The organism is Pseudoalteromonas undina (genome assembly GCF_000238275.3).
GTDB classification, from domain to species: domain Bacteria; phylum Pseudomonadota; class Gammaproteobacteria; order Enterobacterales; family Alteromonadaceae; genus Pseudoalteromonas; species Pseudoalteromonas undina.
In genome coordinates this window covers 2,157,406-2,171,035 of record NZ_AHCF03000003.1, presented here as the reverse complement: position 1 = coordinate 2,171,035, position 13,630 = coordinate 2,157,406, and the positions used below count along the sequence as shown (strand labels likewise).

The 13,630-nt window shown below is 41.0% G+C and carries 11 protein-coding genes; 7 read left to right on the top strand and 4 right to left on the bottom strand.

Translation table 11 applies throughout. The features are described 5' to 3' along the window. Nucleotides 1–14: 14 nt before the first annotated feature. Nucleotides 15–521, top strand: a complete 507-nt coding sequence (gene tadA / locus PUND_RS13665; RefSeq protein WP_010390967.1) for a tRNA adenosine(34) deaminase TadA — start codon at nucleotides 15–17, stop codon at nucleotides 519–521. On the opposite strand, the gene PUND_RS13660 is transcribed toward tadA, so the two are convergent. Both PUND_RS13660 and mltF read right to left on the bottom strand, forming a co-directional pair. Next, the gene (locus tag PUND_RS13660; RefSeq protein ID WP_008468235.1) at nucleotides 518–688 is read right to left on the bottom strand and encodes a hypothetical protein; all 171 of its coding nucleotides are present in this window, start codon (nucleotides 686–688) and stop codon (nucleotides 518–520) included. The genes tadA and PUND_RS13660 overlap by 4 nt on opposite strands. A 197-nt stretch (nucleotides 689–885) precedes the next feature. Further along, nucleotides 886–2,289: a membrane-bound lytic murein transglycosylase MltF gene (gene mltF / locus PUND_RS13655; protein ID WP_010390969.1), complete on the bottom strand. Its 1,404-nt coding sequence runs from the start codon at nucleotides 2,287–2,289 to the stop codon at nucleotides 886–888. A 211-nt stretch (nucleotides 2,290–2,500) separates the two neighbouring features. On the opposite strand from mltF, the gene purL reads away from it, so the two are divergent. The 4 genes from purL to PUND_RS13635 all read left to right on the top strand — a co-directional run bounded on the left by purL (nucleotide 2,501) and on the right by PUND_RS13635 (nucleotide 9,496). Continuing rightward, nucleotides 2,501–6,391 carry a phosphoribosylformylglycinamidine synthase gene (purL, locus tag PUND_RS13650; RefSeq protein ID WP_010390970.1) on the top strand — a complete coding sequence of 1,297 codons (3,891 nt, stop codon included), beginning with the start codon at nucleotides 2,501–2,503 and terminating at the stop codon, nucleotides 6,389–6,391. Nucleotides 6,392–6,534: 143 nt separating this feature from the next. Continuing rightward, a complete protein-coding gene (locus PUND_RS13645) occupies nucleotides 6,535–8,976 on the top strand; it encodes an intermembrane phospholipid transport YdbH family protein (protein ID WP_010390974.1) in 2,442 nt (813 codons plus the stop codon). Continuing rightward, entirely contained in the window at nucleotides 8,969–9,151 is a 183-nt protein-coding gene (locus tag PUND_RS13640; RefSeq protein WP_008115575.1) for a YnbE family lipoprotein, read from the top strand. Before PUND_RS13645 ends, PUND_RS13640 begins: the two co-directional genes overlap by 8 nt. A 9-nt stretch (nucleotides 9,152–9,160) precedes the next feature. Further along, nucleotides 9,161–9,496, top strand: a complete 336-nt coding sequence (locus tag PUND_RS13635) for a YdbL family probable chaperone protein (RefSeq protein ID WP_010390976.1) — start codon at nucleotides 9,161–9,163, stop codon at nucleotides 9,494–9,496. 32 nt (nucleotides 9,497–9,528) lie between these two features. Here PUND_RS13635 and PUND_RS13630 read toward each other — a convergent pair whose 3' ends face one another. Further along, nucleotides 9,529–10,077, bottom strand: a complete 549-nt coding sequence (locus PUND_RS13630) for a DUF1415 domain-containing protein (protein ID WP_010390977.1) — start codon at nucleotides 10,075–10,077, stop codon at nucleotides 9,529–9,531. Further along, nucleotides 10,074–11,354 (bottom strand): lipid IV(A) 3-deoxy-D-manno-octulosonic acid transferase, encoded by a 1,281-nt coding sequence (gene waaA, locus PUND_RS13625; RefSeq protein WP_010390978.1) that lies wholly within the window; start codon nucleotides 11,352–11,354, stop codon nucleotides 10,074–10,076. The genes PUND_RS13630 and waaA overlap by 4 nt, the downstream gene beginning before the upstream one ends. 235 nt (nucleotides 11,355–11,589) lie before the next feature. Here waaA and PUND_RS13620 point away from each other — a divergent pair, with 235 nt between their 5' ends. Continuing rightward, nucleotides 11,590–12,180, top strand: a complete 591-nt coding sequence (locus tag PUND_RS13620) for a D-sedoheptulose-7-phosphate isomerase (RefSeq protein ID WP_010390980.1) — start codon at nucleotides 11,590–11,592, stop codon at nucleotides 12,178–12,180. Further along, a complete protein-coding gene (gene hldE, locus PUND_RS13615) occupies nucleotides 12,180–13,619 on the top strand; it encodes a bifunctional D-glycero-beta-D-manno-heptose-7-phosphate kinase/D-glycero-beta-D-manno-heptose 1-phosphate adenylyltransferase HldE (RefSeq protein ID WP_010390981.1) in 1,440 nt (479 codons plus the stop codon). Before PUND_RS13620 ends, hldE begins: the two co-directional genes overlap by 1 nt. Nucleotides 13,620–13,630: the final 11 nt, after the last annotated feature.

The window sequence follows — 13,630 nt, the reverse complement described above, 5'->3', positions numbered from 1 at the left end:
GTTAAGTAATAATCATGACAGAGCCATTTGACGACCAATATTGGATGGAACAAGCCCTTGTGTATGCAAAACAAGCAGAGCAACTCGATGAGATCCCGGTAGGCGCCATTATTGTCAAAAATAATCAGCTTATAAGCGCGGGTTATAATCGCTCAATTACCGATAATGACCCATCTGCCCACGCTGAGATGATAGCGGTAAGAGAAGCCGGAAAAGTGCTTAACAACTATCGCTTAATTGACTGTACTTTGTATGTCACGTTAGAGCCTTGCTCTATGTGTGCAGGTCTGTTAGTGCACAGCCGAATTAAACGTTTAGTATTTGGTGCAGCCGATGCTAAAACGGGTTCTGCTGGTTCTATTATGAACTTGTTGCAAGAACCTCGTTTAAACCATCAAGTAGAAATAACGGGTGGGGTTTTAGAGACACAATGTGCTGAGACTATTTCTAGTTTTTTTAAGCGTCGCCGAGCACAAATTAAAGCCGCAAAGCTAGCCGCTCGCAACCTTAACAACGATTAGTCTGCAGCTGCTATTAAGGCGTCTAGCTCAGCCATTTGCTGCATAGCAAACATACGACGGCGCCAAATTATCTTTTTATGTAAGTTTCTTAACATCACTCGACGACGAGTGGCAGTTGAGTGTTTTATACAACGTTTAAGCTGATGTGTACGTCTACGTTTAAGCATTACTTATCCTTATGTGCTTGGTGATGACACAGATTTTAATACAATTGAGCCAGATTATTGAATAATTGATTGCAAGTAAACAACTATTTGCTTTTCTAACATGTAGCTAATATAGCGCGAAATTTTCACAGCGCTTTTATTTTTCTTTTTCTACGCCATCACTTATACGTTGATTTGCATCACCTGGTTTAATGCTTTTATCTTTTATCTTTTGTTTCTTTTTCTGTTTCGGAAGTTGGCGGTATAGTTGCCATTGCATTATTTTCATCTAACCAAACAAGCGCATCGTAATAGCGACGAATATTATCAACATAAGTCACTGCAACATCACCGCGAGCATAGCCATAGCGGGTATTACGGTAGTGACGTTTTTTTACTAGCAATGGTAAGCGCTTTTTAACGTCAGCCCATTTATCAGGGCTAGCGCCTTGTTGCTCAGTAATTATGCGGGCATCGTTGACGTGCCCCCAACCAACATTATAAGCGGCAAGTGCAAGCCAAGTACGATCAGGTTGCGGGATTCTATCAGGTATACGCTTGATTAATTTAGCTAAGTATTTTGCACCGCCACGTATGTTTTGTTCTGGTTCTAAGCGGTTAGTAACACCGACTTGTTTTGCTGTGCGCCTTGTTAGCATCATAATACCGCGTACACCCGTTGGTGACTTAGCTCGTGGGTTCCACATCGATTCTTGGTAACTCAATGCAGCAAGTAAGCGCCAATCAAGGCTACCTGCATATTGTATAAACCAAGGCTGATATTTAGGCAGTGTCTCTTTTATTGCATCTATGTAGGCTAAGGTATTAACGTAATTAAACTGACGGACATGGCCAAAGTACTTCTCTTCAAGTACATAAAGTTGATTGTTTTGTTTTGCTTCACCAAAAAAAGGAACTAGCAATGCGTACAATGAGTCATCATTCGACTTTCTTAGTATCCATGCAATTGAATCATTACGGGTAACTGAAAAGCCAATACTCAAGTTAGGGTGATAGCGCCTAAACAACGCTAATGTATGTGAATCCGCTAAGGTGTAATCTATTTCCCCATCAATAACGGCTTGTAATAACTCTTCTTCATCAAACTCTTCGGTTTCACTCCAAGTTAAATCTGGGTTGTTTTGTTTTATTTCTTCTAATGTTAATGAATGACTACTTTTAGCGATAACGGTGAAGTTTCCGGTTAAATCATCAAAATCACGAGGGCGTTCACGCCCTTGTTTAAAAACTAATTTTTGACTTATCGTTCTGTAAGTTGGGCCATAGCGGTAACGTTTGGCGCGCGCCTTGTTAAAAGTAAGCCCAGAGGCAATTAAATCGAGATCGCCACTATCTAAGCGCGCAAACATATCGGATAAATTAAAAAAGGGCACAATTTCAAGCTCTACCCCAAGGTAGTCGGCGAATGCTTGAGAGAGTTCAAATTCAAAGCCTTGTTCTCCTTGAACAGCTTGATAATAATTACTTGCACTGGCAAGTGTACCAACGCGAATTTTATTTTCTGATTTAATTTGGGCGAGCTGTGTTGACTGCTCTTGTGTGTTACAGGCACACAAAAGGATGACTAACGTAATGATTGTTATTAGCTTTATCTTCAACATATTCGCCTCTTTAGCATCGTATCTCCTGTTATAACAAAACTTACTGATTACGTCACTTACCGTTTAATCGCAGCCAGTAAAAAATAGGTGTAAACAAAAAGAAAAAGTTAATTTAATGAAAAGCGCATTTTTGAGTTAAATCTGAGAGTAATTTGGACTATAATACGCGCCTAAAATATCGTTCAATCCCTAACCCCGGGTGAAATTACTTATGTTGATCCTTCGTGGTGCACCAGCACTTTCAGAGTTCAGAGTTAATAAAATTTTAGCGCGTTGCCAACAATTGCAACTTCCTGTCACCAATGTATATGCCGAATACGCTCACTTTGCCGATTTAACATCGCCATTAAACAATGATGAGCAAACCAAACTTGAGAAGTTATTAACCTATGGACCAACAATTGCTGAGCATGCGCCAGCGGGTCAGTTGGTATTAGTAACGCCTCGCCCTGGTACTATTTCGCCATGGGCTTCAAAAGCGACTGATATCGCTCATAACTGTGGGCTTAAGCAAGTTCACCGAGTTGAGCGTGGTATTGCTTACTATGTTGAAGGTGATTTAAGCGCCGAGCAACTTACACAGGTTACAGTGCTTCTTCATGACCGTATGACCGAAGCTACTCATAGTAAATTAGAAGATGCCGCGCAGTTATTTCGCAGTGATGCACCTCGCCAAATGTCATCAGTTGATATTTTAGGTGGCGGCCGTGAAGCATTAGCCGTAGCCAATATAGAGCAAGGGTTTGCACTTGCTGATGATGAAATTGACTACTTAGTTGAAAACTTCATCAAGTTAGGGCGCAATCCTAACGACATCGAATTATTCATGTTTGCACAAGCAAACTCAGAGCATTGTCGTCATAAAATATTTAATGCTGATTGGACTATTGATGGTATTGAACAGCCAAAGTCGCTGTTTAAAATGATTAAAAATACCTTTGAGCATAATCCTGAAAATGTATTGTCTGCTTATAAAGATAATGCAGCCGTAATGAAAGGCTCAAAGGCGGGTCGCTTCTTCCCGAATGCGCAAGGTGAATATGCGTATCATCAAGAAGACATTGAAATATTAATGAAGGTTGAAACCCATAACCACCCAACGGCAATTGCGCCCTTTTCTGGTGCGGCAACAGGGTCGGGCGGTGAGATTCGCGATGAAGGTGCAACTGGCCGTGGTTCAAAACCAAAAGCGGGTTTGGTAGGTTTTACTGTATCTAATTTACGTATTCCAGGTTTTGAACAGCCTTGGGAGAGTGATTTTGGTAAGCCTGGCCGTATTGTTAATGCCCTAGACATTATGACTGAAGGCCCATTAGGTGGTGCTGCGTTTAATAATGAGTTTGGCCGTCCTAATCTTTTAGGTTATTTCCGTACATACGAAGAAAAAGTAACGAGTCACAATGGTGAAGAGGTACGTGGTTACCACAAGCCAATTATGCTTGCCGGTGGTTTAGGTAATATTCGTGCTGATCATGTTCAAAAAGGCGATATTCCAGTAGGCGCAAAACTGATTGCGCTTGGCGGCCCTGCAATGAACATTGGTTTAGGCGGTGGTGCTGCATCTAGCATGGCATCGGGTCAATCAAACGAAGATTTAGATTTTGCTTCTGTTCAACGTGAAAACCCAGAAATGGAACGTCGTTGTCAAGAAGTGATCGACAAATGTTGGCAGCTAGGTGATGCAAATCCTATTGCGTTTATACATGATGTGGGCGCTGGTGGTTTATCAAATGCATTCCCTGAGCTTGTAGATGATGGTGGCCGTGGTGGTAAATTCCAGCTGCGCGATATCCCTAATGATGAGCCAGGCATGGCTCCACACGAAATTTGGTGTAATGAATCGCAAGAGCGCTATGTGCTTGCTGTGGGCGTTGAAGACTTTGCACGCTTTGAAGCAATTTGTAAGCGTGAGCGCGCACAATATGCAGTTATTGGTGAAGCAACAGAAGAGCGTCATTTAACGGTTGCGGATAGTCATTTTGATAACAGCCCTGTAGATTTACCACTGGATGTATTATTAGGTAAAGCACCTAAAATGCATCGTGATGTTACTTCGCAACAAGTAGTAGGCACTGCACTTGATATGGATGCTATTAATCCTGCGGATGCAGCGCAGCGTTTATTACGTTTACCAACCATTGCAGAAAAAACCTTCCTGATTACTATTGGCGATCGCTCTGTAACTGGTTTAGTAGCGCGCGATCAAATGGTAGGCCCTTGGCAAGTGCCTGTGGCTAACTGTGCAGTTACCGCAGCAACTTACGATACTTACCACGGTGAAGCTATGTCACTAGGTGAACGTACTCCAGCGGCATTACTTAATTATGGCGCCTCAGCACGTTTGGCTGTGGCTGAGTCTCTTACAAATATTGCTGGTGCTAATATTGGTGACTTAGAAAACATTAAGTTATCTGCAAACTGGATGGCGGCTGCGGGTCACCCTGGCGAAGACGCAGGTTTATATGAAGCGGTAAAAGCTGTTGGTGAAGAGTTATGTCCAGCACTTGGTTTAACTATACCTGTAGGTAAAGACTCGATGTCGATGAAAACGACATGGAAAAATGAAGATGATACAACTGAGCAATCAGTAACATCACCTTTATCACTGATTATTACAGCGTTTGGCCGCGTTGATGATGTGCGTAAAACGGTGACTCCACAGCTGCGCACTGATAAAGGCGAGACATCGCTTATATTAGTTGATTTAGGTGCGGGTAAAAACCGTATGGGCGCATCAAGCCTTGCACAAGTTTATAAGCAGCTTGGTGATGTTACTCCTGATGTAGACAGCCCTGAGTTACTAAAAGGCTTTTACAATGCTATGCAGGCGCTAGTGGCTGATAGTAAGCTACTTGCGTATCACGATCGTTCAGACGGTGGCTTGTTTACTACTATCGCTGAAATGGCGTTTACCGGCCACACCGGTGTAACCGTTGATTTAGCGACTTTGACTGGCTCGGATATTGAAGCGCTTTATAACGAAGAGTTAGGTGCTGTAATTCAAGTTGCAAATGCTGATTTAGATGCTGTAAATGCTGTATTTGAGCAGCATGGTGTTGCCGCAATTAGCCATGTGATTGGCTCGCTTAATAATGACGATAACATTGTATTTAATCGTGGTGAGCAAACAGTACTTAATCATACTCGTACTGAGCTTCGTACAATTTGGGCCGAAACAACCTATCAGATGCAAGCGCGTCGTGATAACCCTGAGTGTGCTAAGCAAGAGTTTGACGCTAAATTTGATGCAAAAGACCCAGGCTTAAACGTTAAACTTAACTTTGACTTAAACGAAGATATTGCTGCACCGTACATTGCGACAGGTGCTAAGCCACAAATGGCTATTTTACGTGAGCAGGGCGTTAACTCGCACCTAGAAATGGCTGCTGCGTTTAACCGTGCTGGTTTTGCTGCGGTAGATGTTCACATGAGTGATATTTTAGAAGGTCGTTTAACGCTTGAACAGTTCAAAGGTTTAGTGGCGTGTGGTGGCTTCTCTTACGGTGACGTATTAGGCGCCGGTGAAGGCTGGGCTAAGTCAATATTGTTTAACGATATGGCACGCGATCAGTTCCAAAGCTTCTTCCATCGTGAAGATACCTTTAGCTTAGGTGTATGTAACGGTTGTCAAATGCTATCAACATTAAAAGAGTTGATTCCAGGTACTGAACATTGGCCGCGCTTTGTAACTAATAAGTCAGAGCGTTTTGAAGCACGCTTTAGTCTGGTTGAAATTCAAGAAAACCCATCGGTGTTCTTTAATGGTATGGCAGGTTCACGTATGCCAATTGCAGTTTCACATGGTGAAGGTCATGCAGAATTTGCAAATGATGCGGCAACTAAGGCTGCACTTGCAAGCGGCACCGTAGCAGTTAAGTTCGTTGATAACTACGGTAACCCAACAACACAGTACCCAGCAAACCCGAATGGTTCACCTGAAGGGATCACCGGTATTACATCAACAGATGGTCGTGCAACTGTAATGATGCCACACCCTGAACGTGTATTCCGTGCGGTTGCTAACTCTTGGCACCCAGATGAGTGGGCCGAGGATAGCCCATGGATGCGTATGTTTAGAAATGCGCGTAAAAATGTAGGTTAATATACACGCTGGATTCATGATCTAAATGTAAGATAAAAAGGCTGCCTTGTGCAGCCTTTTTTGTTTAGACTGTTCAAGGTTCAAGGTTCAAGGTTCAAGGTTCAAGGTTCAAGGTTCAAGGTTCAAGGTTCAATAAGGATAGTATGATCAAACGCATCGCATGGGGAATCGTGTTTTTATTTCTGAGTGTTTTAACACTGGGTTATGTATTTCGTATGCCTATAACTCAATGGGCTATAGCGCCATCTTTGAGCCAATCTGGCGTTGAACTACATTGTTTAGATTGGTCACTAAACTCAAATATTAGCTTAAACGTAAACCGATTATGTTTGACTTACCAAGGCCATAAAATTGAGCTTGGTGGCATTGTGGCTGATACAAAAAAAATAACTGTTGGCCGCGCTAATCTTCGTTTAAATGATAGCGAGAGTGTCTCAGCAAGTAATAATTCCTTCAAAAAGCTGGCACTTAGTTTACCCAAAGAGCGGCCGAAAATTGATATCAAAAGATTGTTAATTACCCACCCACAACTTCATGATGAACTGGTAGTTAGCATTGGTGAAGAGAAGCTAAATACATTTGTGATTTCAGGTGATGCAATCGCAGAGGTAACAGTCAGCAATCATAAAATTACTGGTCACTTTAAGTTAGTTGATGGATTACTAAGAAAGATAAAGCCGGTACCCGCGCTTTCATTAAACAGTGGGCATGAGTTCACCTTTGATGGGTTATCCGTTGATATAAAATCAAACATAGATGCTGAGTTTACACAGCAATTTAGTAAATGCCCAGTAACGCTAAAGGCTTTTGGTGATATGAATATTTACTATCACTTTAACGATAAAAAAGCCTTGTTAAATACACAACAATTAACCAGCTTGGTAACGTTTGATAGTGATTGTTTGGCGCTTATAAACAATCAATCACAGCGTGAATTTGTAGCCAAGCAACTGCCGTTAAAATGGCAATTGATGCTCAGTGATACGGTAAAGTTTGAAAACGGACAACTTGTTATACCGTCAATGCTATTAAACACTAAAAATAGTGAAACGAAGCTGAGCCTGAAAAACCTAGCAATTAATATTCAGCAGCCGTTAGAGTATGCCAAAGGCAATATTAAGTTATTGTTTATCAGTGAAGACATTGAGCATATAGAAATAGATGCAGCTTTAAATAACTTGGCTGTGAATGGCAACTACCAATTAAACGTCGATGAGCTGCCTGGTTTTTTACCCGCATCAGCTAAAAAGGTAGCAAGCACTGGCCTATTTCAAATAGAGAATGTTTTACAACATAAAAAAAATGCGAAAATAACCAGCGAGATTGGTTTTGCTGAGCTTAGTTTTGATAAATTAACAGTAAAGGGCTACAAGGCACAGTTTACGACTGAGATTGACGATAAACAAAATATCAACGCAAGCTTGGATAGCCATTTACGCTCAGCGGCTTATGAGCAATACCAAGTGCGTGGTGTAAATAATCAATTATCAGCATCTTCTAGTTTGGCTGTTGGCGAATTATTTGTCGATTTAAACAGTGAAACTAAACTTACCCAACTTAACAGTGACTTTTTAAACCTAAGTAATATTCGCATAAGCTCTAAAGGCCTGCAAAGTCGGGCGCTTCAAGCCTCACATCATGTATTTATTGATGGTATTGAGTTGGTAGCCAGTCACCACATATCTGCTGTGGAACACCCATTTGAGATAACAGTTGCAGATCAAGCTGTGACTAAATTTAACCCTGTTTTACAGCAGTTTGAACCATTAGCCACGCTGACCGATGGTAGCTTTAATGGGGTTGTTCGCGGAGATGTTAATTTACAGCAGGCTGATTTTGCATTTCAAGTCGAACAGGTAAGTGGCTTATACAACGATTATTTAGCTAAGCATTTTAGCACTCGCTTAACGGGTTCTTATGATTCAGGGCAGCTTAATGTGGCTCCTACTACATTTGAATTAAATGAGTTACGAGCAGGTGCTGTTGTGAGTAACATTGTCGGTAATTTTAGTGTTGAGAACTCTATTGCTCGCGCTGAAAAAATAACTGCTGATGTACTTGGTGGTCGTTTTGCTTTGGATAGCTACAAAGTGACGGAAAAAGCGCAGCAGTCTTTGGTCACATTTGAAAATATTGATGCGAGTAAACTTATTACCTTAGATGATAAATCAGGCATTACACTAACTGGTCGAGTGAATGGCCGCTTACCTGTTTACTTTGATCAAAAAGGTATTTCGGTAAAATCTGGTGAATTATCTAACCAAGGAACAGGTAAACTAGTTATTACTGACAATGCAGCTTTTGATGCAGTTAAAGCTCAGCAACAAGAACTGGACCCGATTTTAAGCTTGTTGGAAGATTTAGACATTCAGAGCTTAAACAGTAGTGTTGACTTAAAGCCTGACGGTTGGCTTTATTTAGGTGTAAACTTAAAGGGATACAATAAGGAACAGGCGCAGCAAGTTAACTTTAATTACAACCATGAAGAAAATGTTTTTACACTCTTAAGAGCATTGCGCTTAAGTGATGAAATTACTCAAAAAGTTGAACAAGAGTATTCAACAAAAGGAACTAAAAATGACTAAATGGCTGATAATACTTACAGCACTGGGGTTGCTTAGTGCATGTACGCACCGCGTTGAAGTGGCAGCGAAAGAGCCTATCACCATTAATTTAAATGTGAAGGTTGATCATGAAATTCGCGTAAAAGTTGATAAAGAGCTAGATGACTTATTTAGCGATGACAGTGAGTTATTCTAAGGAGCAATTATGAGTTTATTAAAAAATAAAAAGTTAAACGTGATCACACTTTTAAGTGCCGCTTTATTGTCATTTTCTGCTTGGGCAATCAGTTTAGATGATGCTAAAAACCAAGGGCTTGTGGGTGAAAATAGCTCAGGTTATTTAGGTTTGGTTGTACAAAATGCAGAGGCTAAAGCGGTTGTTGATGAAATTAACGCAAAGCGCAAAGCACAATATTTAAAACTTGCGAAAAAGAACAACTTGTCACTTGCTCAAGTAGAAGCACTAGCGGCGGCAAAAACCATTGAAAAAACCCAAGCAGGGCATTTCGTTGAAGTTAATGGTGAGTGGGTTAAAAAATAACTCTGCGCATTATTAAAAACCAAAAACCGAGCTTATGCGCTCGGTTTTTTGCAATTTTTAAGTAGCTGCTGCCAAAAGTCAATTCCCTTACGGCGAGCTAAGTTGATATTGTGTTCAGGAATTGACTCCGGCTCGTTGTATTCATCTAGTGCCGCGCTCATACTTGCTTCACGTATTAAGTGTAAAGTAGGAAAAGGCGAGCGATTAGTATAATTTGCAGCGTCATCTTCATCACTATCAGCAAAAACATAGTCAGGATGAAAGTTTGCAATTTGGTACTTCCCCTCAAAACCTTGTGCAACTAATAGCGCATTGGCTAAGTCAACAAGGTCTAAAAAATCTTCAAAATCAGTAAAGCCATTATCAAATATTAACAAAGTTGTTTCACGCTGAGGATCACGGTCAAGCTGGGTACATTGTTCAAGCATATCCATAACAGCATCATCAATTTTTGAGGTGTTACTAATGGTGTAGTGAATGCAGTTATTTTCAACTTCTTTACGGGCAAATGGACAAAAATTGTATTTTACAATCACAGCGCTTACCCATTCACGGGTTTGAGATATAGCTAAGTTGGTCACGATTTTGGCTCTAAATAAGGAGTTATAATGGCAAGCGTTTTGGCAATAGCGCCTTGGTTTTTAGCAACGCACTGAGCTGCTTTACTGCCAAGAATATCACACGCTTTGGTGTTTTTAATCAAGCGAAGCAATGCAAGCACCAGTTCGTCAGTATTTTCAACCACATGGGCGCCTTTGAGTTTAATAAGTTCAGGGTAAACATGGTCAAAGTTGTAGGTATGAGGGCCGGTAAGTACACCCACTGAAAAAGCTGCCGACTCTAATGGGTTATGGCCACCACGACGAATTAAACTGCCACCAATAAAACTAATATTAGCGGCACCATATAGATATTGTAATTCACCTAATGTGTCGGCTAACACAATTTGTTCATTATTATAATTTTTTTGACTGCGACGACTAAAGCTAAGATTCGAGTGAGTCAGTAGCTCTGCAACTTTATCAAATTGTTCGGGGTGACGTGGCGCAATGATCAGTAAAGCGTCAGGATGTGTTTCTAGTAGTTGCTGGTGGGCTGCTAAAATAAACTCATGCTCTATAGGGTGTGTAGAACCTGCGACCCATATAAAGCGTTCTGCTTTTTTATAATATTGCTTTAAAGAGGCTACTTTATCGAGTTGTGCAGTGGTTGGGGTAATATCAAATTTTATTGATCCCGTTACATGGCTTTTTTCAGCAGGTAGCCCTAATTCAATAAAGCGATTTGCATCGGTTTTGTCGTGACTTGCAAGTGCGGTAATTGATTGCATGATACTGCGAGTTAGCTGGGCCACTTTTTCGTAGCCTTGCTGAGACTTTTCAGATAGTCGTGCATTAACTACCAATACAGGTATATTTTGTTTGTGCGCATTAGCCATTAAGTTCGGCCATAGTTCAGTTTCTAAAATACAGAGTAATTGCGGTTTTACTCGTTTTAAAAAGCGAGTGGTGGCCATTGGAAAATCAATGGGTAAATAACTAACAGCAACGCTGTTTTTAAATTGTGCGCTAACTTGCTCTCGTCCTGTTGGAGTATTGCAGGTAATTAAAATATTTAACTGCGGTTGTTCATGTTGTAGGGCTTTAATTAAAGGGGTTGCAGCTAACACCTCGCCCACAGAAGCACAATGAAATACAACTGGTTTGTTGTTTGAAAATGAAGCGCGGCTTATGAAGCCAAAACGTTCCTTAAAGTGAGCGCGATATCCTGCGTTTTTTTTACCTCTTAGTACATATAAGTAAAATACAATCAGTGGGCTAATAATAATTAATGCGAGTGAATAAAAAATGCGTGCCATACTGTTGCTTTGTATAAATGAAAGTGGCGCTAGTTTAGCGTGAAATCGTTTTTTTCTAAATACACAAATATAAAATAGCAACTTGAAAAAGGTAACAACGATAAAAACCTTCTTTATCTGAATAATAACTTTCTACCCGTACTTTAATTTAGTTATATAGAGGTGATTTGGCTATAAAATTATGGAATAATGAAATTAATTTTTCCTGCCATTTCAGTTCCAAGAGGAATATCTCATGTCAATTATAGATTCAGTGGCAACTAGCTACCTAGAAAGTTTAAATCGTCACCAAGTATTGTTCGAAACCATGGAGGCGTATCATCAAGAGGTAATGCAGTTGTTAGAAGCATGTCATAGTGCTTTACAGGCTGGTGGTAAGGTTGTTTGGTTTGGTAATGGCGGCAGTGCGGCTGATGCTCAGCATTTGGCTGCAGAGTTTGTGGTACGTTATAAGTTAGAGCGAGGACCGTTAGCGTCTATTGCTCTAACCACAGACACCTCTATTTTAACAGCGCATAGTAATGACTATCATTTTGACACAGTATTTGAACGCCAAGTACAGGCGCTATGTAAACCTGAAGATATTGTAATTGGCTTAACCACATCGGGCACCAGTAATAATATTAATTTAGCGTTAGAAGCCGCTAATAAAATAGGAGCATTCACTGTTGCATTTACAGGTCGCGATGGGGGGGAAGTAAAAGACATCGCCAAGTTACCTATTATCATTAAAAATGATGAAACAGCCCGTATCCAAGAGGCGCATATGTTTATCGGCCATTGGTTGTGTGAAGCCATGGATATGGTTGTTGCGGAGCAGCAGTAATGGATTTATCGCTATTAAAAAACTTATCAGCAGCGCGTATTTTAGTGGTTGGTGACGTTATGCTAGACCGCTACTGGTATGGTGATTCTGGCCGTATTTCGCCGGAGGCACCAGTACCCGTTGTAAAAGTCAGTAAATTTGAAGACAAAGCCGGTGGTGCCGCCAATGTGGCTAAAAATATAGCCCGACTAGATGGCAAAGTGGGTTTACTTGGCCTAATTGGCGAGGATGAAAGCGGACAAATTTTAGAAAACATTCTAGAGGGTGAAAAAATAAATTCACAGCTTGTGAGTGTATGCGATTTGCCGACTATTTCTAAAATGCGGGTGATCAGTCGTCATCAACAAGTTGTGCGTTTAGATTTAGAAGAGGCTTTTAATGAGTCTCATAGCCAGTTGTTATTAAATCGATTAGAGCTGGTGCTGAGTGATTACGACTTTATTGTATTTTCTGATTACAACAAGGGCTCACTCGCGCTAATCCAAAAAATGATTTCGGTTGCTAAAGATGCAGGTAAAACCGTGCTTGTTGACCCTAAATCATCTGATTTAGAGTTGTACCGTGGAGCTGATTACATAACCCCTAATTTAAATGAGTTTAAATTAGCGGGTGGTCAGGTTGGTTCAGAAGAGTTGCTTGCTAGCAGCGCGCGTACCCTGATTAGTGATGCGGGTATTAACGCCATGCTACTAACACGCTCAGAACAAGGTATGTCGCTAATTGATGCAACGCAAAAGCATGACTTTGCAGCGCAACAACTCGAAGTAAGTGATGTAACCGGTGCGGGCGATACTGTTATTGCTACATTAGCTGTAATGCTAGGTGCGGGTATGACCGCCAAAGATGCAGTCGAAATTGCAAACTTAGCTGCCGGTATTGCAGTAAGTAAATTGGGAGCGGCTACGGTTTCTCCTGAAGAGTTGAGCCGCAAGTTAGGCCAATACTTACAAGCCACTGGCGAGCATTATCAAACCCCATTTGATGATGTATTACAACATATTGAATTTGCAAAGCAAAATGGAGAAACCATTGTATTTACTAATGGTTGTTTTGATATTTTGCATGCAGGCCATGTGCGCTATTTAGCGCAAGCTAAAGCGCGTGGTGATAGATTAGTGGTTGGTTTAAATAACGATGAATCCATTGCCCGTTTAAAAGGCCCTGAGCGCCCAATTAACCCATTAGATGAGCGTGCTATGGTTTTAAGTGCATTAGCCTCAGTTGATTGGGTTATTCCGTTTGGCAGTGAGGCTGAAAATGACACACCAGCAAAGCTAATTGAGCAAATTAGCCCAGATATTCTTGTTAAAGGTGGTGATTACACTGTTGAGCAAATTGCCGGTGCTGAGCACGTGTTGCGTCATGGCGGAAAAGTAGAAGTGCTTGAGTTTTTAGATGGTTGCTCTACATCAAAAGTGATTAGCAAAATTAAAAGCTAGCTAGTTAGTGA